This window comes from Mesorhizobium sp. USDA 4775 (assembly GCF_054062655.1).
In genome coordinates, this window is record NZ_JBSSFM010000001.1 from 765068 (window position 1) to 785603 (window position 20536).

Annotated in this window: 18 protein-coding genes and 2 pseudogenes; 8 read left to right on the forward strand and 12 right to left on the reverse strand. The window is 64.8% G+C overall.

Annotated features, from left to right (window positions below; translation table 11 throughout):
• Positions 1–93 precede the first annotated feature (93 nt).
• The 4 genes from ACVILI_RS03895 to ACVILI_RS03910 form a co-directional block, all read right to left on the reverse strand.
• Positions 94–1182: a Gfo/Idh/MocA family protein gene (locus tag ACVILI_RS03895; protein WP_019862142.1), complete on the reverse strand. Its 1089-nt coding sequence runs from the start codon at positions 1180–1182 to the stop codon at positions 94–96.
• Between the two features lie 184 nt (positions 1183–1366).
• Positions 1367–2530, reverse strand: coding sequence for an ABC transporter substrate-binding protein (locus tag ACVILI_RS03900; RefSeq protein WP_038650724.1), 1164 nt, complete (start codon positions 2528–2530; stop codon positions 1367–1369).
• Positions 2531–2600: 70 nt separating this feature from the next.
• The gene (locus ACVILI_RS03905) at positions 2601–3443 is read right to left on the reverse strand and encodes an ABC transporter permease (RefSeq protein ID WP_038650727.1); all 843 of its coding nucleotides are present in this window, start codon (positions 3441–3443) and stop codon (positions 2601–2603) included.
• Complete coding sequence (locus ACVILI_RS03910; protein ID WP_038650730.1) at positions 3440–4273, reverse strand: ABC transporter ATP-binding protein; 834 nt, start codon at positions 4271–4273, stop codon at positions 3440–3442. The genes ACVILI_RS03905 and ACVILI_RS03910 overlap by 4 nt, the downstream gene beginning before the upstream one ends.
• A 308-nt stretch (positions 4274–4581) precedes the next feature.
• Here ACVILI_RS03910 and ACVILI_RS03915 point away from each other — a divergent pair, with 308 nt between their 5' ends.
• Positions 4582–5523, forward strand: a complete 942-nt coding sequence (locus ACVILI_RS03915; protein ID WP_019862147.1) for a MurR/RpiR family transcriptional regulator — start codon at positions 4582–4584, stop codon at positions 5521–5523.
• Between the two features lie 188 nt (positions 5524–5711).
• Positions 5712–7499 (forward strand): flavin-containing monooxygenase, encoded by a 1788-nt coding sequence (locus ACVILI_RS03920; protein ID WP_038650733.1) that lies wholly within the window; start codon positions 5712–5714, stop codon positions 7497–7499.
• A 27-nt stretch (positions 7500–7526) separates the two neighbouring features.
• On the opposite strand, the gene ACVILI_RS03925 is transcribed toward ACVILI_RS03920, so the two are convergent.
• Both ACVILI_RS03925 and ACVILI_RS03930 read right to left on the reverse strand, forming a co-directional pair.
• Entirely contained in the window at positions 7527–8762 is a 1236-nt protein-coding gene (locus ACVILI_RS03925) for an amidohydrolase/deacetylase family metallohydrolase (RefSeq protein ID WP_038650736.1), read from the reverse strand.
• Between the two features lie 32 nt (positions 8763–8794).
• Positions 8795–9160: a RidA family protein gene (locus ACVILI_RS03930; RefSeq protein ID WP_027047560.1), complete on the reverse strand. Its 366-nt coding sequence runs from the start codon at positions 9158–9160 to the stop codon at positions 8795–8797.
• Positions 9161–9377: 217 nt separating this feature from the next.
• Here ACVILI_RS03930 and ACVILI_RS03935 point away from each other — a divergent pair, with 217 nt between their 5' ends.
• Positions 9378–9863, forward strand: coding sequence for a hypothetical protein (locus tag ACVILI_RS03935; protein WP_019862151.1), 486 nt, complete (start codon positions 9378–9380; stop codon positions 9861–9863).
• A gap of 187 nt (positions 9864–10050) precedes the next feature.
• On the opposite strand, the gene ACVILI_RS03940 is transcribed toward ACVILI_RS03935, so the two are convergent.
• Together ACVILI_RS03940 and ACVILI_RS03945 are read right to left on the reverse strand one after the other, a co-directional pair.
• Positions 10051–11118, reverse strand: a complete 1068-nt coding sequence (locus ACVILI_RS03940; RefSeq protein ID WP_038650739.1) for a peptidase C39 family protein — start codon at positions 11116–11118, stop codon at positions 10051–10053.
• A gap of 29 nt (positions 11119–11147) precedes the next feature.
• A complete protein-coding gene (locus ACVILI_RS03945; RefSeq protein WP_019862154.1) occupies positions 11148–11783 on the reverse strand; it encodes a methyltransferase family protein in 636 nt (211 codons plus the stop codon).
• 266 nt (positions 11784–12049) lie between these two features.
• On the opposite strand from ACVILI_RS03945, the gene ACVILI_RS03950 reads away from it, so the two are divergent.
• From ACVILI_RS03950 to ACVILI_RS03965, 4 genes and pseudogenes are all read left to right on the forward strand, one after another.
• Positions 12050–12307 (forward strand): hypothetical protein, encoded by a 258-nt coding sequence (locus tag ACVILI_RS03950; protein WP_027047561.1) that lies wholly within the window; start codon positions 12050–12052, stop codon positions 12305–12307.
• A 26-nt stretch (positions 12308–12333) separates the two neighbouring features.
• Positions 12334–13126: pseudogene (locus ACVILI_RS03955) on the forward strand (COG4705 family protein).
• 365 nt (positions 13127–13491) lie between these two features.
• The gene (locus ACVILI_RS03960) at positions 13492–14175 is read left to right on the forward strand and encodes a winged helix-turn-helix domain-containing protein (RefSeq protein WP_019862157.1); all 684 of its coding nucleotides are present in this window, start codon (positions 13492–13494) and stop codon (positions 14173–14175) included.
• Positions 14172–15545, forward strand: coding sequence for a HAMP domain-containing sensor histidine kinase (locus tag ACVILI_RS03965; protein WP_038650745.1), 1374 nt, complete (start codon positions 14172–14174; stop codon positions 15543–15545). Before ACVILI_RS03960 ends, ACVILI_RS03965 begins: the two co-directional genes overlap by 4 nt.
• A gap of 1 nt (position 15546) precedes the next feature.
• Here the strand turns inward: ACVILI_RS03965 and ACVILI_RS03970 are convergent, their stop codons facing one another.
• The 4 genes from ACVILI_RS03970 to ACVILI_RS03985 all read right to left on the reverse strand — a co-directional run bounded on the left by ACVILI_RS03970 (position 15547) and on the right by ACVILI_RS03985 (position 19076).
• A complete protein-coding gene (locus ACVILI_RS03970) occupies positions 15547–16707 on the reverse strand; it encodes a glycosyltransferase family 2 protein (RefSeq protein WP_038650748.1) in 1161 nt (386 codons plus the stop codon).
• On the reverse strand, positions 16704–18323 hold the full coding sequence (locus tag ACVILI_RS03975) for an ArnT family glycosyltransferase (RefSeq protein ID WP_038650751.1): 1620 nt from the start codon (positions 18321–18323) through the stop codon (positions 16704–16706). The genes ACVILI_RS03970 and ACVILI_RS03975 overlap by 4 nt, the downstream gene beginning before the upstream one ends.
• Before the next feature lie 8 nt (positions 18324–18331).
• Positions 18332–18478, reverse strand: coding sequence for a hypothetical protein (locus ACVILI_RS03980; protein ID WP_240564560.1), 147 nt, complete (start codon positions 18476–18478; stop codon positions 18332–18334).
• Positions 18479–18647: 169 nt separating this feature from the next.
• Positions 18648–19076: an Lrp/AsnC family transcriptional regulator gene (locus ACVILI_RS03985; RefSeq protein WP_038650757.1), complete on the reverse strand. Its 429-nt coding sequence runs from the start codon at positions 19074–19076 to the stop codon at positions 18648–18650.
• Between the two features lie 179 nt (positions 19077–19255).
• On the opposite strand from ACVILI_RS03985, the pseudogene ACVILI_RS03990 reads away from it, so the two are divergent.
• Positions 19256–20360: pseudogene (locus ACVILI_RS03990) on the forward strand (saccharopine dehydrogenase C-terminal domain-containing protein).
• The last annotated feature ends 176 nt before the right edge of the window (positions 20361–20536 follow it).

The following is a 20536-nucleotide window of genomic DNA, read 5'->3' on the forward strand; positions in this document are numbered from 1 at the left end:
CGCCTGCCGGCATCTTCTCCCCGTATGGTGACGGGGAGAAGGATGAAACTGCTGCGCTGCCGGTGCCGCCTCCAGTGCCAGCAACCGGTTGCGTCAGGCCAGCTCGACCGTCCGTCCCAGCGCAATGCTCTGTTCGGCGGCGAGCACGATGCGCAGGCTGTTGACCGCCGCGTCCATCTGCTCGGTCAGATCGAGGTCCTCGCGGATGGCGCGCAGGAAGAAGGCCTGCTCGCGGTCGCACAGCTCCTGGTGGCCGGGCTCGTCCTCCATGCTGACGATCTCGTCGGGCTTGGAAAAGTTCTTGTCGCCGTCGACCTGGGCATAGTGGATCTTCAGCGCATCGGTCTTGGTGTGACGGTCGATATCGGCCGAGTTCGACACTTCGGCGTCCGAGGCGGTGCTGGCGGCCTGGCCGGCGACGATCGACACCGCGCCCTTCGGACCGACCACGTCCTTCACGAAATAGGCCGTCTCGCTCATCATCGGCCCCCAACCGGCCTCGTACCAGCCGACCGAGCCGTCATCGAAGGTGACGTGCAGATGGCCGTAATTCTGCTTGTCGGCCTCCGCCCACAATTTGGCGCCGATGCCGTGCACACGCACCGGCTTGGCGCCGGTCAGCTGGCACATGACGTCGACATAGTGCACGCCGCAATCGACGATCGGGATCAGCGAATCGATCAGGTTCTTGTGCCAGTGCCAGGCGCTGCCGCTGCTCTGCTGGTTGAGGTTGAGGCGCATCACCAGCGGCTTGCCCAGCGTCTTGCCGACCTCGATGAACTTGATCCAGGAGGGGTGGACGCGCAGGATGTAGCCGAGCACCAGCTTGCGGTTCTTGGCGCGCGCCGCCGCCACGACCTTCTCGGCGTCCTCGATGTTGGTGGCGAGCGGCTTTTCCATGAACACATGGCAATTGGCCGCGATCGCCTTCAGCGCATATTCGGCATGGGTGTTCGGCCAGCTGTTGATCGAGACGGCGTCCGGCTTCGTCTCCTTCAGCGCCAGGTCGAAATCCTCGTAGAGCGGATAGCCGGCTAATTCGGCCGGTATCTTGGTGTTGCTCTTGATCGAGCGGCTCATGATGCCGACGATCTGAAAACCCTCGGAGCGGTGATAGGCGCTGGCGTGCGACGCACCCATATTGCCGAGACCCACCACCAGCACTTTTACTCTGTCGGCCAAGTCAGCCTCCCGGTTCTTGATTGTATCGCACACGGCGATCGATCGCCGTTCGCATGTCCATTGGGACAATCACCTCAGGTCAGCGCCGCCGCTCGTTGCCCGGCCCCTTCCTCTCCCCCGTCGATCGAGGGAGAGGAAACGAGCCAAGACAGGGCAAGGAACGGCATGACCTCTTTTTTGCACCCTATTTAACCGCCGAATCGAACAGATGCGCCTTGATCTTCTCGACATCGAGCGCGGCAAAGCCTTCCGACAATTTGAAGCCGTCGGCATCGGCCTTGACCTTGGCCTTGTCGAAATCGTTGGCGGCCGGGATGAGGTCGTTGGTGCAGACATCCTCGGCTTTCACCGGATTGGTGATCTGGCCGATCTTGTGGATCTCGTCGAAGAAGCCCTGCCAGCTCGCCATGTCGTGCGAGCCCCAGCCGCCGCGCTTGTCCATGTCGCCGCGGAAGACGTTGATCTGCTGCAGGATCGAGGTGGTGCCGAGCTCCGGTCCGAGATTCTTGGCCAGCGTCGGGAACTGCTCGAACACCGCTTCGACCGCCGCGCGCGGATTCTGGTAGCCGAATTCGAGGCCCATCGCCCAGCCGCGCAGGTACTTTTCCAGGAACGCCTTCTTGTCGGGGTCCTCGAGGTCGGCGCTGCGCACGACAAAGGTGTTGGCGGGCAGCTTGGAGTTCTTCACGCCGAGCCAGTATTCGAAGTCGAGGCCCTTGGCGATCCATTCGGCGCGCAGCCCTTCCCACGACAGGGCTGCATCGCCCTGGCCGCCGGCCAGCGCGGTACCCCAGGTCGGCCAGCCGGCCTCGACATACTTTACTTTCTTGATGTCGACGCCTTGCGCGGCGAGCAGCGGATCGGTGATCGACTGCCAGGCGGCGGAGCCGAGCAGGATGGTCTTGCCTTCGAGCTTCTTCAGATCGTTCGATCCCTCGCCCTTGCGAAAGGCGATGCTGAACGTATCGCGCGCGCCCATGTGGAACACCGATTTCAGCTTCATGCCGTTCTGGATGGCGAAGGAGAACACGCCGGGCGAGGGGAAGCCCATATCGGCCTGGCCGACATCGACGAATTTCACCGTCGCCGTGCCGTCCGAGGGCCCCGGCTGCATGTCGGTGTCGAGCCCGTCGAAATAGCCGGCTTTCTTGGCTGCCCAGTAGGGATAGTCGTCGAGCACTTCGAGCGTGCCGCGCGGCGAGATCCAGGTGAACTTGCCATACGCCTCGGCCCTTGCCTTGAAACCGGTGGCGCCGAGTGCGGTTGCCGTCACCAGGCCGGCGCCGGTGACCTGCAGGAAATAGCGGCGGCTGATGCCTGGCTGGTTCATCGAATTGTCTTTGGTCATGGCATTCCCCTTTTTGTTTGACGTCGGTCTGCCGCCCGCCTCCCGGGCGTCTTGCTTCAAATCCTTGTCTTCAAGCCTCCCAGCTCGCCCATTTCTTGCCGATGAGGAAGAACAGCACGTAGATCAGGATGCCGAGCGTCGACAGGATCAGCACCACGGCGAAGAACTGCGGCATCTGGATCATCGACGAATAGGTGGTCAGCCGGTTGCCGAGTCCGAAGCCGCCGCCGACCATCTCGGCGCCGACGGCGGTGAGCAGGCCGAAAATGGCGCCGATCATCAGCCCGACCAGGATCATCGGCAGCGCCATCGGCGCGCGGATCTTCCAGAAGATCTGCAAGGTGCTGGCGCCGTAGGAGCGGGCGAGCGCGATCTTGGCGCTGTCGACGCGGCGAAAGCCGGTGGCGGCGTTGATCATCACCATCGGCCCGGCGGCCAGCGCCACCGCGATGATGCGCGGCGTGTAGCCGAAGCCGAAGCGCAGGATGAGCAGCGGCACCAGCGCCAGCATCGGCGTGGTGACCAGCAGCAATATGTAGGGAGCGACGATCTTTTCGGCGAAGGGGAACTGGGTGATGACGGCGGCCAGCACCAGCCCGACGACGGCGCCGATGGCAAAGCCGGAGACCAGCTCGACCAGCGTGTAGCCGAGATGCGGCGCGATCAGCGGGAACTCGTCGAACAGCGCATAGGCGATCGAGCTCGGCGGCGGCATGATGTAGAGCGGCACATGGAACAGCCGCAGCGCGAGTTCGATGCCGCCGATGATGACCACGGCAACGGCGATGATGGCCGCCACCTCCTTGCCCGACTTGATGCCGGGGCCGCTGGCGAAGGCCGACAGATTGGTCAGGCTGACCTCCTGGCCATCGCCTGATTTGGATTTGGAGAATTCCGGGATGGCGTCGCTCACGGCCTGATCCTCACGATCTCGGCGCTGGCGGGCTCCTGTTCCGGCGCCTTCGGCCTGGCGCGCTCGCCGACAATGTCCATCTTGATCCGGTTGGTGAGGTCGAAGACTTCCTTGGTCGCCATGATCTCCAGCGAGCGCGGCCGAGCGAACGGCACGCGATACTCCTTGGCGACCTTGCCCGGCCGGGCGCTCAGCACCACCACGCGGTCCGACAGAAAGATCGCTTCCTCGATGCTGTGGGTGATGAAGACGATGGTGGTCTTGGTGTCGAGCCAGATTTCCTCGACCAGCCGGTTCATCTCTTCGCGGGTGAAACTGTCGAGTGCGCCGAACGGCTCGTCCATCAACAGCACCGAGGGCTTCAGCGCCAGCGCCCGCACGATCGCCGCGCGCTGCTGCATGCCGCCCGAAAGCTCGCGCGGGAACTTGCCGCCGAAACCGTCGAGGCCGACGCGGTTGAGCAGATGCGCGATCCAGGCGCGGTCCGGCTTTTCGCCCTTGATCTCGAAGGGAAAGCGGATGTTGGCATCGAGATTGCGCCAGGGCAGGAGGTTGGCTTCTTGGAAGACGATGCCGATATCGGGATGCGGGCCGGCGATCTTGACGCCGTCGAGCCGGATCTCGCCGCTGGTCAGGCCGTGCAGGCCCGACATCGACCACAAGAGCGTGGTCTTGCCGCAGCCGGACGGGCCGACGATCGAGACGATTTCATTGGCCCTGACATCGAGGCTGCAGCGGTCCAGCGCCAGGAGGTCGCCTGACGCCGTGTGATAGATCTTGGTCGCTGCCTGCACGCCAAGCTTCGGCGTTGTTGTCTCGCCCGCGTTCATCCGCCCCTCGGAGATTGCGTGATGATCCAGTAGGTCATCGCCTGCTAAAATCAGTCTGTAACTATCCTACTTTGCTGTCAAGCGCTCGCGGTGGTAACCGTATCATGAAAATTCCAGATTTCGCTTAATACACTGTTTCTACTTAATTTTCCCAGCCTTGAAATACGTGTTGCTTTCCTACATACTCTGAAAAGGAAACGCGAGCCTATCGCCAGGCACGCCACGGTTGCAGCGCGGCTGGGCGCATGGAACGACGATGTGCAAACATGGTAAGAGGTCAGGTCGAAAAGACAGGGAAGACCGACTTCATGACCGAAGCTGACAGCCAGCAAGAGCCCGTTGCAAGCCACGAGCCGGAGGGACGCGACATCAGGCGCATCCCCGACATCATCTCGCTGGTCAAGGATTCCTACGCAGAGTTGAGCCCGGCGGAGCGCCGCGTCGCCGATGTCGTGCTCGACAATGTCAAATACGCCGTCGACGCCTCCAATGCGGCGATTGCCGAACGCGCCGGGGTCAGCGAACCGACCGTGACCCGCTTCTGCCGCGCCATCGGCTGCGAGGGCGTGCGCGATTTCAAGCTGAAGCTGGCGCAGAGCCTCGTCGTCGGCGCGCTCTATCTGGCCAAGCCGCCGGCCATCAGCAACGACAATGGCATGCCGTTCTGGAACGCCGTCTTCGGCGAGGCGCGCCGGGCGCTGCAGGAGGCTGAACGCCAGCTTGACCCAGGCGAGTTGCAGAAGGCGGCGGAACTCATCGCCAAGGCTCGCCAGGTCACCGTTTTCGGCCTCGGCGGCAGTTCCTCGGCGCTGGCGCAGGAGACGCAATACCGGCTGTTTCGCTACGGCATCACCGTCAGCGCCCAGTGCGATCCCTATCTGATGCGCATGACCGCCTCGACGCTGAAGCCGGGCGACCTGGTGATCGCCATTTCGGCGACCGGACGCACGCGCGAGGTGATCGAGGCCGTCGAACTCGCCAAGCACTACCGCGCCAACGCCATCGCCGTGACCGCGCCCGACACCGATCTCGCCCGCGCCTGCGATGTCCGGCTGACGGTCGCGGTGCCTGAATATCCCGACACGCTGAAGCCGACCGCTTCGCGCTTCGCCTTCCTGGCGGCGATCGACCTCTTGGCCGTGGCCTCCGCCTACAAGCTCGACGGCTCGGCGCGCGAGACGGTCCGCCGCATCAAATACAACGCCCAGATCCACCGCACCGGCAAGGAGATGGAGCCGCTCGGGGACTAGGGCACAGCTTTTTTCCTTCTCCCCTTGTGGGAGAAGGTGGATCGGCGCGCAGCGCCGAGACGGTTGAAGGGTGGGTGACGGAGTGCCGTCCTTGCCAAGCTGGAACACCCCTCGTCCGACCTCGCTTCGCGAGGCCACCTTCTCCCACAAGGGGAGAAGGAAAGCCGTCAACCTGAGAGGGAAAAGGAATGCTCGAAATGGCACCGACGAAACAGGCAGCCGCATGGCTGGAATCCCTGGCGCAGGCGCTCGCGGCCGGTGATGCGACCGCGGCAAGCAATTTGTTCGTCGACGACTGCTACTGGCGCGATCTTCTGAGCTTCACCTGGAACGTCACGACCATGGAAGGCCGCGAGGCCATCGTCGACATGCTCGAGGCAACGTTGGCGACGACCAAGCCCACCGCATGGCAGCTCGCCGGCGAGGCGACCTCGGACGAGGGCACCATCGAAGCCTGGTTCACCTTCGAGACCGCGGTGGCGTCAGGGCAAGGCATTGTGCGCCTGCGCGACGGCCGCTGCCGCACCTTGTTCACGGCGATGACCGACCTCAAGGGGTTCGAGGAGCGCAAGGGTTTGGCGCGGCCGCTCGGCGTGCGTCACAAGGCCGACCCCGAACGCGAGACCTGGTCGGAGGCGCGGGCGCGCGAGACGCGCGAGCTCGGCGCCACCGAGCAGCCCTATTGCCTGGTCATCGGCGGCGGGCAGGGCGGCATCATGCTGGGTGCACGGCTGCGGCAGCTCGGCGTGCCGACCATCGTCATCGAGAAGAATGCACGCCCGGGTGATTCCTGGCGCAACCGCTACCGCACGCTCGTGCTGCACGATCCGGTCTGGTACGACCATCTGCCCTACATTCCGTTCCCGGAAAACTGGCCGGTCTTCACGCCCAAGGACAAGATGGGCGACTGGCTGGAAATGTACACGCGGGTCATGGAGCTCAACTACTGGGTCGCCACAAAGTGCCTCAGCGCCTCCTATGACGAGGCGCGGAAGGAGTGGACCGTGGCGGTCGACCGTGTCGGCCGGCGGATCACGCTGAAGCCGAAACATGTCGTCTTCGCCACCGGCGCCTACGGCCCGCCGCGAAAGATCGACCTGGCCGGCGCGAGCGAATTCAAGGGCGAATTGCTGCATTCCAGCCAGTATGCCAGCGGCGACAAATTCCGCGGCAAAAAGGTCGCCGTCATCGGCGCGGCCAGCTCCGGCCATGACGTCTGCGTCGATCTCTGGGAAAGCGGCGCCGACGTCACCATGATCCAGCGCTCGCCGACCACCGTGGTCAAGTCGGACACGCTGATGGAGGTCGGCTTCGAGATCTTCTCGGAGAGCGCGCTGGCGCGCGGCATCACCACCGAAAAGGCCGACATGATCGTCGCCTCGACCCCCTTCGCGCTGGTGCCCAAGGGCCAGCGCGCGCTCTACGAGGTGATCAAGGCGCGCGACGCCGCCTTCTACGACCGCTTGCGCGCCTCCGGCTTCGCCATCGATTTCGGCGACGACGAGACCGGCCTCTTGATGAAGGCCTATCGCACCGGCTCCGGCTACTACATCGATGTCGGCGCCTCGGACCTGATCATCGACGGCAAGATCGGCATCCGCAGCGGCGTCGCCATCAAGGCGCTGACGCCGACAGGCATCCTGTTCGAGGATGGCAGCGAGCTCGAGGCCGACGCCATCATCGCCTGCACCGGCTACCAGTCGATGAACGAGAATGTCGCCGCACTCGTCTCGCGCGAAGTCGCCGACAAGGTCGGCCCCTGCTGGGGCCTCGGTTCCGGTGTCAAGGGCGACCCCGGACCCTGGCAAGGCGAGCTACGGAATATGTGGAAGCCGACGGCGCAGGAAGCGCTGTGGTTCCACGGCGGCAATCTGGCGCTGTCGCGGTTTTACTCGAAATACGTGGCGCTGCAGATCAAGGCGCGCATGGAAGGGATTGCCACGCCGGTTTACGGCAAGCCGAGCAACGCCGGGTAAGGTCGACCCCCACGACGGGGAGATCGGCTAATCATGCCGGTGCCCGAAATGCCGCGCCGCCACCTCGACATGCGTATGCGCAGCATGCGCCTCGAAACGCTCGGTCTCGCTGACATCGTTCACCGCCTCGTTCGGCCACCATGTACCGCCGATGACGATGCCTTCCGACACCAGCCGCTGGTCGGCGACCAGCGCGGCCCCGACCGCGTCGACGAAGGTGAACCGGCCCGATCGCTGGCGAAGCACGGCGACATCGCCGACGGTGCCGACGGCCAGCGTGCCGAGATCCGGCCTGGCGATCGCCCGCGCCGGCGCTTGCGTCGCCGCGCGCAGCACCTCGACCAGCGGCATGCCGAGCGCCATCAGCTTCGACATGCAGACCAGAATGTCGAAGGCCGGCCCGTCGACGCAGTAGAGATGCACGTCGCTCGAGATGACATCCGGCGCCAGCCCCTCGGCCAGCATGGCGCGCGCCACGTCGAAATCGAACGAACCCATGCCATGGCCGAGATCGAAGATGACGCCGCGCTCGCGCGCCAGCCGCATGTCGGGCCGCACCGCGCCGGAGGCGAAGACCGGCGCGTTGGGGAACGGCCGGAAGCAATGGGTGAGGATATCGCCGCGGCGCAGGCGCGGCAGCACTTCCGAGCGGCCGGGCGGCGGCTCGTCAATATGCGCCATCAGCGGCAGTCCGGCTCTGTCGGCCGCCTCCAGCGCCAGATCGACCGGCGCGATGCCGCTGGTGCCGCCGGCATGCTTGCCGGAGCGGACTTTCACGCCGACGACGACATCGGCGTGCTCGCGCGCCGCGGCGACCACCTCGCGCGGCTCGCAGAGCCGCAGATCGCTGCACTCGCCGACCGACACCGACTGCGAGAAGCCGAAGATGCCGGCAAAGGAAATGTTGACATACGCCAGGATGCGCGCCCTGGAGCGCTCCATGACATGGCGGCGGAAGCCGAGGAAATTGCCGGCGCCCGCGCTGCCGGCATCGATGAAGGTGGTGGTGCCGCTTTTGGCGGCGAGCCGGTCGGCATCGACGCCGAGCGAGGTGCCGCCCCAATAGACGTGGCTGTGCAGGTCGACCAGCCCGGGCGCGACGATGCAGCCCGTCACGTCGACGACCTGCGCGGCGCGATCCGCCGGGATATCGGCATCGACCGCCGCGACCCGCCCATTGGCGATGGCGACATCGCGCAGCGCATCGATGCCGGACGCCGGATCGATCAGCCGTCCGCCCTTCAGCAGGAGGTCGAATTGCATGAGGGGAACCTCCGGTTCTTTGCTTTGTCGTCTCAAACTGGTCGATAGGCGACCGCTTCGACCTCGATCTTGATATCGATCATCAGCCGCGATTCGACCGTGGTGCGGGCCGGCGGGTTCTTCGGGAAGTGCCTGGCGTAGACCGCGTTGAAGGCGCCGAAATCGCGCGCGTCTTCCAGCCAGACGGTGGTCTTCACCACATCGTCCAGTGTGCAGCCGGCCAAGGCCAGCGCCGCCTTCACATTGGCGAGCACCTGCTCGGTCTGTTCGGTGATACCGCCCTTGACCACGATGCCGTCGCTGCCGACCGGAACCTGGCCCGAGACATAGACGAAGTCGCCGGCCCGCACGGCGGGCGACAGCGGCACATGGGATGTTCCAAAAGTCTGCTTGGGCAAGGGATCGCCTCCTCTGATGACGCGGCAGGGCACCGCGGCGCCCCCTTCCGCGCAGATTTACCGCGATCGCGGCGGTCCCGATAGGGCCCTTGTTGGAAAGCAACATTCTTCGAAATCCGTGTTGCTTTATTACAGAAGCGCTTGCATCGTGCGCACCGGCCGGGCGGCCTGCGCGCCGCGACGGACACATGCCTGTGCGAGAACGGAGAAACCGAGAATGACCTTCGACAAGAACCCGTTTCCTTCAGGCGATGCCGACCGCCATGCGCTGTGGGAGATGCTGGTGCGGCGCGACATCGACGCCTTCATCGGCCAGGACTGGACCATGGTCGAGCACGATTTCATCGCAGAAAGCTTCTTCGGCATGCATGCGCATTTCCTCGCCAATGCCGATGCCTGGCGGCTGCAGTTCCCGCGGCTGGATATCTATCGCGACGAGTGGCTGCGCCAGGCCAAGGAGACGGCGGCGACCAAATTCGCCGAGCCGTTGCGCGAGGCGCTGTTTCGCGTCACCAATCTGCGCGACATCGATGTCGACGGCGACCGTGCCGTGCTGCACAAGAAGTTCGACGGCTCCGTCGCCAAGGCGGATGGCAGCGTCGACCGGCTGAAATGGCAGACCCTGTATTTCTGCCGGAAGGTCGAAGGCAGCTGGAAGATCGCCGGCTTCGTCGGCTACATGCCGTATCCGCTGGGGGCCTGAGAACGCCGTAGCGGGGCGGGTAAAAGGCTGTGGTAACAGGGTACCCTCGTTCGTTCGGCTTATCATAGGCGTTCGGGATTAGCCGGGCCTTCCGACTTCGTCATCCACGGGCGAAGCAGCCGCGTAGCGGCGTCGCGAAGACCCGAGGATGACGAAGCAATGGAAGCCTCCGCTAATCCCCCAGCCGTTATCGCCCGACCAGCACCGCGGCGCGGTAGGCCGGATTGCCGTACCAGGCCATCCGGTCGAGTTCCGCCGCCCTAACCGGGAGATCGACGACGTCCATCTTCTGTTCGAGCCGGTCTGGCTCTATCCAGGGATCGTTGAGGAAATAGACGCCGTCGCCATGGTCATGGACGAGCACCCAGTGCGGGCAGGTGTGGCCCATCATCGGCGCCTGGTCGATCAGCACCAGCGCCGACAGGCCGCGATCGAGCGCCTGGCCGATGTCTTCGACGGCAAAGGCGCGCCTCTCGATCGGTAATGACGCGGCTTCGGCCTCGCGCTTGAAACCTTCCTGCACGAAGCTCATCAGCCCGCGCCTTTCCTCCGAGCTGGCACGGTCGAGGAAAATCGGTTCGGCGCTGCTCATGAATATTTCGGCCCGAAGGCCGCGCCGGCGCGCCGCCAGCGCCAGGCCGTAGGGGTCGCAGCCGCCCGGACCGCTCGGGCCGATGATGGTGGTGGCCTCGCGCCAGAGTTCGACCTCCAGCGCCCGGTTCGGCCGCAAGGCCGGATCGATCCCGGCCATCGCCATGGCCAGCGCCGACGGCCCGCAGGTAAAACCCGCCGTCTGCGGCCAGGATGGCGGAACCTGCCGGCGGTTCGGTTCGCTGCCGGTCCAGCGTTGCAGGAACCCGTCGCGGCGCTGCCACTGGCCGCCGATGCGCTGCGCCGTATCCTCGTCGGCGCGCAGGCAGAGCACGTCTTGCGCAAGCGCCTCCTTCTCCAGCGCCTCCAGCAGGCGCAGGCCGTCACCCGCGATGAAATTCGGAGCAGACCAGAACAAGGCGGTGCGCAGCATCGCTGCCGCCGGCCGGCGCTGCCCGACCACGATTGCCTCCGGGCGGTCCTCGCTGTAGCACGCCACACCGGTGACCCCGGCGATCTCCCGCAGCGCCGCCAGCCGATCGCCGGCCTCGGCCGGCACCGCCGCGATCAGGTCGGCCCAGACGGCCGGGTGTTCGGCCGTGAAGACCGTCACATTGGCCCCTTCGCCTCCAGCCGATACCACAGGCTCCTCGAAGTGCTGCATGACCCGCAAATTAGCCGGACAATGGCCGATCAGTACAGGGTGAAGAAGGCCGGGAACAGCAGGCCCGTCTGCCGCAAGTACTCGATCAGTTCGATGGCCGGGAAGATGGCGAGGAAATAGAGCCCGTCAAAGAAGGTGCGCTTGAGTGCGCGGGTCGAGAACTGCAGCTGGTCGTCGTCGCGGTAGAGCAGCGGGTTCGGCCAGAAGCGCGGCGTCGTCTTGATATAGGCGGAATAGGCCGGGCCGAACTTGCCCAGCAGATATTCGGCTTCCTTGCGCGCCGTGACGCGGAAGATGAGGAAGCTGGCGACGCCAAGCACGGCCGCCGCCACCAGCGAGCCGTAGAGCAGACCGATGCCGACCGCGCCCACCGTCGAGAAGAAATAGAGCGGGTTCTGGCTCATCGAGAACGGCCCCGTCGAAACCAGCTCCTCGTTCTTCTTGCCGCCGACATAGAGGATGCTCCACAGCCGGCCGGCAACGCAGGCGAGCACCAGGCAGAAGCCCAGGAATTCGAGCGTTTCGTGACCGTTCGAGCCCTCGCTGAGCGCCGGCTTGGTGAGAAACAGCAGCAGCACCGCCAGCACCGCCGCCACCCGAACGAAGATCAGCCGCTTTCGCTGCACGAAGGCCTGTGAAACAGGCTTGAGGGACGCGTAGGTCATTCGTGTCTTCCTGGGGCACGGATTACGGGTTCGGCCACTGGGGCGCGCCATTGATGGCGGATACAAGGCCGCCGCTTTCTATCAGCGCAGCACGCGGCGTTCGTAAAGGCCTTTTGCGCCAATCACGGCCATCCTTACGAATTTGTATGCCACGGGACAGGCTGGAGTGAAGTCGCTTCCTTATCGTTCAGATGCCGGTCCGCCAATTAGGGCTCGGCTGCAATTGCCGCGGCCGGGATCACCGGCATCAGATAGGGAATTTTTCCATGAAGAGATACGCACTTGCCGTCGCAGGTGGCGCGCTCGCCATCGCCGCCTCGATGTCCTCCGTTTTCGCAGGCCCCGCGCCTTGCGAGGAGACGCTGAAGACCCTTCGCGCAGCGGAGGCCACGGCCACGCTCAGCGCTGCCGACAAGGCCAAGGTCTCGGAGCTGGAGACCAAGGGCATCGAACGCTGCAATGCCGACGACGACAAGCGCGCCGACGACTTCTTCGCCCAGGCCATGAAGGTCATGGGCAAGTAGATCCGGCAACCATAAGGACGGCCGCGATGCTCTCTCCCAACAAAACCACTGGACCGAACCGTAACAGGGTTCCGGAGGTCACGCTCGACTTCTGGCTGATCAAGCTGATGGCGGTCACCATGGGCGAGACGGCGGCCGATTATCTCGCCGTCAATCTCGGGCTCGGGCTGACCGTCACCTCGCTGATCATGACCGGGGTGCTGATCGTCGCCCTTGGCCTGCAGTTCGCGCAGAAGCGCTACGTGCCCTGGGCCTACTGGCTGGCGGTGGTGCTGATCAGCGTCGTCGGCACGCTGATCACCGACAACCTCGTCGATACTTTCGGCGTGCGTCTGCAGACGACGACGATTGCCTTTTCGGTGGCGCTCGTGGCTACCTTCGCGGTCTGGTACGCGAGCGAAAGAACACTGTCGATCCACACCATCTTCACGACGAGGCGCGAGATCTTCTACTGGCTGGCGATCCTGTTCACCTTCTCGCTCGGCACCGCCGCCGGCGATCTCGTCGCCGAGAGTTTCGACATGGGTTATCTCACGTCGGGCCTCATGTTCGGCGGCGTCATCGCGCTGATCGCGCTGGCCTATTATCTCATTCACCTCGACGCCATCCTCGCCTTCTGGCGTGGCCTATATCCTGACGCGCCCGCTCGGCGCCTCCTTCGGCGATCTTCTGTCGCAGCCGGCCGAATATGGCGGCCTCGGCTTCGGCACCACCTTCACCAGCCTGATCTTCCTGGGCTGCATCGCGGCACTCGTTCTCTACATGACGCTGAAGAGAACGGCCGACGATGCCGACGAGATCCTGCTGGAGCAGGATTAAGGACTGTGAGGATGCGCTAGCGCTGACAATTGGCAGAGAACCCCACCACTTCGTCATCCACGGGCGGAGCAAGGAGCGCAGCGACGCAGCGCAGACCCGAGGATTCATGCCGCGACTTCAAAGCGACGCAGCGGTGCAGAATTCAGCTCCATTGCACTCTATGACCAAGGTCACGGAATGGATCCCAGGGTCTTCGCGACGGAGTTTCGCTCCTGCTTCGCCCTAGGATGACGAACGTGGGGAAGGCCTCGGCCAATCTCGAAGGTTTATGGCGAAAGCCCCCGCCAAAGCCATCCTGCCATCCTAGGAACGGGGCCGTGCCGGTGATAGCCTGTGCCCGATATCGGCGATCAACCGGAACAGCGATGCGACTTCTTCTTGTCGAGGACGACCACAAGACGGCGGACTATATCGTCAGGGGACTGACCGAGGCCGGCCATGTCTGCGACCTCCTGCGCAACGGCCATGACGCGCTTTTTGCTGCCACCAGCGGCAGCTATGACGTGATCGTCGCCGACCGAATGATCCCCGGTCTGGACGGCCTGTCGATGATCAAGGCGGTGCGCGCGGCCGGCGTGCGCACGCCGGCGATCTTCCTCACCTCCATCGGCGGCATCGACGACCGCGTCGAGGGCCTGGAGGCCGGCGGCGACGACTATCTGGTCAAGCCCTTCGCCTTTTCCGAGCTGCTTGCCCGCATCAATGCGCTCGGACGCAGGCCGGCGGCGCAGGAGCAAAAGACGATGCTGCGGGTCGCCGACCTCGAAATGGACCTCATCATGCGGCGCGTCACGCGCCAGGGCCAGCCGATCGACCTGCAGCCGCGCGAATTCAGCCTGCTGGAGGTGCTGATGCGCGGCGAGGGCCGCGTGATCACCCGCACCATGCTTCTGGAGCGCGTCTGGGACTTTCATTTCGATCCCAAGACCAGTGTTGTCGAGACCCATATCAGCCGGCTGCGGGCCAAGGTCGACAAGCCGTTCGAGGCCCAGCTCATCCATACCATCCGCAACACCGGCTACAGCCTGCACGCACCGCTTGCGCCATGACCGGAAGCTGGTCTCGCCTGCTGCGCAGCACGCCGTTCCGGCTCGCCCTCACTTTCGCCTTCCTGTTCATGCTGGCCTTCATCCTGTCGGGTGCCATCGTCTACCAGATGATGAGCGCCGATCTGGCCGGGCAACTCGACGACACCATCAAGGAAACCTACGCCGTCATCGCCGCGAGCTATGCCGACAATGATCCCAAGGAACTGGTCGAGACCGTCGAGAGCCACGCCACGCGCAGCCCGAAGAAGGAGCAGCTGTTTTCGCTGACCGACGCGGCCGGCAACCGGCTGGCCGGCAACTTCACCGCCGCGGGGCTTCCCGACGGCTTTTCGATGTTCGGCGCCGAAATGCCCGACCTGCCCCAAGGTACCGAGTACCGCGCCTATTCGGGCGCGGTCGGCAGCAACACCCTGACGGTCGCCATCAGCCTGTCCGAGACGGAGGAACTGGAGACGATCATGCTGATGAGCTTCGGCTGGGCGACCCTGATCATCACCGGGCTGGCGGTCGCCGGCGGCGCCCTGCTTGCCTCGCGTGTCCAGCTCCGTCTCGACGGCATCGCCGCCACCATGGTCGATGTCTCGCATGGCCGGCTCGATGCCCGCATTCCGCTGACCGGCACGGGCGACGACATCGACGTCGTCTCCAGCCAAGTCAACGCGGCGCTCGATCGCCTGTCGGGCCTGGTGGACGGCATGAAGCAGGTCAGCGCCAACATCGCGCACGACCTGAAAACGCCGCTCAACCGGCTGCAGATGATCCTCGACAGCGCGTCGGAAAAGAACCTGTCGGGCCAGAAAGTCGGCAGTGAACTGGCCGAGGCGCATGCCGAGAGCCTGCAGATCAACGAGACGTTCGACGCGCTGCTGCGTATTGCGCAGATCGAGGCCGGCGCGCGCAAGGCGCGGTTCACCGATGTCGACCTCGGCGAGATCCTGCAAACCATCGCCGAGATCTACACCGACGTGGCCGAGGATGACGGCAAGTCGCTGTCGTCGGTCGAGCTGCATCAGACCGCCGGCCGCATCCACGGCGACCCGGAACTGCTGACGCAGATGTTCGCCAATCTGGTCGAGAACGCGCTGCGCCATTGCCCGCCCGGCACGACGATCAAGCTGTCGGTGGCGCGCGACGGCGACCATGTCCTTGCCGGCGTCGCCGACAATGGACCCGGCATCCCCCCGGACGAACGCGAAAAGGTCTTCCAGCGTCTCTACCGGCTGGATCACAGCCGCTCGACGCCGGGCAGCGGCCTTGGGCTGAGCCTCGTCAGGGCCATCGCCGACCTGCACGGCGCCACCATCGCCCTCGAGGATTGCCGGCCCGGCCTTGCCGTAATGGTGAGTTTCCCTCTGGTCGCCGCTTCCTAGTCTACTGCCGGCGCCAGGTTATGGCGGAATTGGTGATGTAGTTCCACGCGGAGCCGACGACGGCGCCGGCAAGGCCGGCGACCCACCAGCGTGAGTGGCCGCTATAGAGAAGCGTCGACACGCCGACACCTGCCACGACGCCAAAGCTGCACAGCGCCGCGAACATGAGCAAGCCGGTCAGGAACCGCCAGCCCCGCCGGCGCTGGTCGCGATAGGTGAAGGCGTTGTTCAGCGTGTAGTTGAAGGCCATCGCCGTGAACATGGCGGCTGTCTGGGCGACGGCAAACGACAGCCCGTGCGGCAGCAATGCATGCAGAACCGCGAGATGGACGACGACACCGGCGGATCCGACCAGGCCGAAGGCAAGGAAGCGCGTCGAGATCAGGTCTCCCGACATTTTCGCGACCAGCAGGCCGGCATATTCAAGCGCGACAAGGGAATCGAGCTTGCTCTCTCCGTGCAGGCGCGGGCCGAACACGTAGGGGATTTCCTTGATCCTGATGGCGCTTGGCGAAGACGCAACAATGTCGAGCAGGACCTTGAAGCCTTGCCGCGACAGCCGGGGCGCCACCGCGTCGACGATTTCCCTGCGCAGCATGAAGAACCCGCTCATCGGATCATTGATCGGTGTTTTCAGAAGCAGGCGCGCAAGGTGCGTCGCCAGCCGGCTGGCGCCGGACCGCAGCCTGGTGAACCCGCCGCTGGCGCTGCCTTCGCCCTGGTAGCGGCTGGCAATCACCAGTTCGGCCTCGCCGCCTTGCAGGATCGCCAACATGGCGGGCAGGCATTTTTCGTCGTGCTGCAGGTCACCGTCCATGATGGCCACGATCGGCGCCGAGCTCGACAGGATGCCCTCGAGGCAGGCGCCGGCAAGACCGCGCCTGGCAATGCGCCTGATGCCGCGAACACGGTGATCGCCGGCGGCGATGTCGCGGACCGCCCGGATCGTGCCATCCTTCGAGTCGTCATCGACAAACACCACTTCCCAGTCGATGCGTGCCAGCGAATGCCGCAGCCGGGCCACCAGCAGGCCGATATTGGCGCGCTCGTTCAGGGTCGGAACCACGATCGTCAATTCCGGGCCGCCATGCCGGGCCGCGACGGGGAATACGCTGTCGGTCGCCAATGCAAGGGCGCCGTGCTGGGGGGCCGCCTGGTTCATGGCTGTCCCCGAGGCGGCTGGACATTGGCTTCCGGGAGCGGCGGCGCCGGGCGCGTCACGGGCAGGATCAGCATGTCGAAGACCGGAAAGCCGGAAAGCCGTTGCGTCATGTGCCGGGCGTCGCCGTCGACGACGAACAGGCCGCCGACACTGTCGCGATAGGCTTTCTCCTGAGCGGCCTCGTCGTCGCGGAAATTCATGGCGCCGATGAAAAAGCCCTTGGTTTGGCCGGCGAGGCGCCTGTCGTCCATGAACTGGAAGTGGCGCGGATCTCCGGGAAGCACCACGATCGGAATGTCCGGACCAAGTTCGTAGGCCAGCTTGGCCGCTTGCATCCAGTTGGTGGCAACGACATATCCGTTGGCGCGCCTGATCTCGTCGGCAACCTTGCTGTCCGATAGCGCGGACCAATCGACGAGCTGCCAGTTGACGTCGAACTTCGACGCCCTTTGGAAGAAGGGCCTCGTCAATGCCGCGGTCGTCGCCTGCACCGCGAACCCGGTGGCCAGAAGCGGAACCACGACGGCGGCGACGACGATGGACACCACGAGCAGTCTTGGCCTGCGCAAAGAGAATACGGCGCACCATTGACCGACGATCGGAAAGGCAAACAGGAAGCCGCTCATCGACCAGTGCGGCAGCGAGTGCGCGCTGACCAGGGCGATCAGGTCGAAGAACACGACAGGCAGCGCCGAGAGCAGCACGAAGAGGCGATCGACCGCCGTGCCGCTCCAGGCGCCTCGCCACAGGCAGGCCATGGCGACCGCCCAGATCGGCGGCCAGACATACAGCGCCTGGCCGAGCAACGTGACGGCGAAGTTGCCGGGATGCAGCAGATGGCCGTCATTGGCGGTGCCCCGCCCGGACTGGAATGCCAGGGAAATCCAGCCATGATCCATGTTCCAGATTACGACCGGCAGCAGGCCAAGTGCCGCGATGGCTCCGGCCACCCATGGCCCTGCGGTTGCAAGCTGGGCGCGGCCGGGTTTCGTCAGCAGCAAGACCAGCAGCGCCGAGATGCAGAACAGGCCGGCCTGATATTTCGACGCCAGCGCCAACCCGAGCGCCACGCCGGCCGCGCACCAGCGCAGCAACGCAAAACGTGAGTCTGCGCCCAGGAGCATCGGCGCGGCCAGGCACGCGGCGGCAAGCAAGAAGAAATCAAGCGGCCCGTCGGGAACGACGAAATGGCCGGCGGAGATGAGAAAGAACGGGGCGACCGTATACCAGGCCACGGCCCAGAAAGCGGCGATGGCGCCGTAGGCATACCGGGTCAGTGCAAACAGCAACAGCGCCGACAGCGAGCCGAGCACGACATAGGGGAGCCTCACCACAAGCCGGCATTCGCAGCCGGAGACATCTGCCATGAACCGGGCAAGCGCGAAGCCGATCGGAGGATGATCGAAATAGGAAAGCGAATGGCTGCGCGACACCACGACCGCGTAGGCCTCGTCGATCGACAACGGAATGACCGATGCAAGCGCGATCCTGAAGGCCAGGAACACGGCGACGAGAAGTGCCATCTGGGAAGCCGGGTGGAACGGAAAAGCGCGCGCCGCGCTGGAAGCGGGCCACGTGGCTACGCCGGCCCCTTGCCAGGTCTCCTCGATCTGCATCTGGTGTCCTACCAGAACCAGAACATGTGGGACTCCGGCGCCGGGCCATTTCCCGCCATGACGACGGTCAGGCAGGCGACAGCCAGCAGGATGCTGCCGATCGTGATCCAGATCCGCTGGCCAGCCTGGGCGGGAATATTGCGCGGTACGGTCAAAGCCACCTCTCGGAACACGACAGGCTTTCGGCTCGGGATGATCTTGGCCGCAGCGGTCCAGGCGTCACACTGCCTCACCAGCCATACGGCCGCTTTGCCGGGTTCTTACAAATCAGTAAGAGGTTGAAATTGTTCACGGGCGATCCGGCGGCACAGCCGGAGCCGGCCTTCACCGATCGATGCGCGTCGACAGGATGATCGACGACGAGGTTCGCTCGACCCCGTCCATGGCGCCGATCTGGTCGAGCAGCGCGTCGAGGTCGCGGATCGATGGCGCGTCGACGATGACGATCATGTCGAAATTGCCGCTCACCGAATGCAGCGTCCTGACCGGCGGTAGCGCCTGCAGCGCGCGCACCACCTTGTCGGCGAGCTTGGGCGTGACAGTGAGCAGCACATGCGCCTTGACTAGGCCCTGCTCATAGTCCGGCGAAAGCTTGACGCCGTAGCCGGATATGATGCCGCGCTGCTCCAGCCGCTCAATCCGGCTCTGCACCGTCGTGCGCGACACGCCGAGCCGCCGCGCCAGTTCGGCCGTCGAGGCGCGGGCGTTGGAACGCAGCAGGGAAAGCAGCGCCTGTTCGGCTTCACTGAGCATTTCGACGATCTCCTTCGGCGGATCGATGAAAGATAGGGTTCACTCTGCCAGATTTCACACTTCCTTTCGACAGGCATGCTGCGATGATTCCGCCAATTCGCGAGCAATTCCAGGAAGTGTGAAGCGGTTTCCGTCCGGACTTGCGTAAAGCAAATCGAAATTGGCAGGGGTACTTGACCATGAACAACATCGTTATCGTCGGCGCCGGCAAGATCGGCTCGACCATCGCCGGAATGCTCGCCGCGACCGGCGACTACCGCGTCACCCTCGTCGACCGCTCGACGGCGCAGCTTGCCGCGGCCGAAGTGCCCGCCGGCGTCGAGGCGCTCGAACTCGACATCGCGGCGGCCGGCGGCGCTGGAGGCAGCGCTCGCCGGCAAGTTCGCCGTGCTGAGCGCCGCCCCCTTCCATCTCACCACGCGCATCGCCGAAGCGGCGGCCAGTGTGGGCGTGCACTATCTCGACCTCACCGAGGACGTCGTCTCGACCCGCCGCGTCAAGGAACTGGCGCGTTCGGGCAAGAGCGCCTTCATCCCGCAATGCGGGCTGGCGCCGGGCTTCATCTCGATCGTCGCCAATGATCTGGCCAGCCGCTTCGACACGCTGGAAAGCGTGCGCATGCGCGTCGGCGCGCTGCCGCAGTACCCGTCCAATGCACTGAACTACAATCTGACCTGGAGCACCGACGGCGTCATCAACGAATATTGCGAGCCCTGCGAGGCGATCGTCGAGGGCGAGCTGATCGAAGTGCCGCCGCTGGAGGAGCGCGAGGAATTCTCGCTCGACGGCGTCACCTATGAGGCGTTCAACACTTCGGGCGGGCTCGGCACCTTGGCCGAGACGCTGAAGGGCAAGGTGCGCACGCTGAACTACCGCACCATCCGCTATCCCGGCCACGCCGCCATCATGAAGGCGCTGCTCAACGACCTTGGCCTGCGCCACCGCCGCGACGTGCTGAAGGACATTTTTGAAAGCGCGCTGCCGGCGACGCTGCAGGACGTGGTCATCGTCTTCGTCACAGTCTCCGGCCGCCGCAACGGCCGCCTGCTGCAGGAAACCTACGCCAACAAGATCTACTCGCAGCGCGTTGGCAACCAGGTACGCAGCGCCATCCAGATCACCACGGCGTCAGGCATCTGCGCCGTTCTCGACATGCTGGCCGACGGCAGCCTGCCGGCGACCGGCTTCGTCAAGCAGGAAGACATCGCGCTGGATGCCTTTCTGGCCAATCGTTTCGGGCGGGCCTATGCGCAACATGAGATGGTGAGCCGGCTCGCGAGCTGAGGAGCCGCTCCTCTTCCTTCTCCCCTTGTGGGAGAAGGTGGATCGGCGCGTAGCGCCGAGACGGATGAGGGGTGCTCCAGGGGACTCCAACGCCTCGCTCCGCTGGAACACCCCTCCTGCGTCGCCTTCGGCGACACCGCCCCGGGCGAGCCACTTGTCTCGCCCCGTCCTTCGGA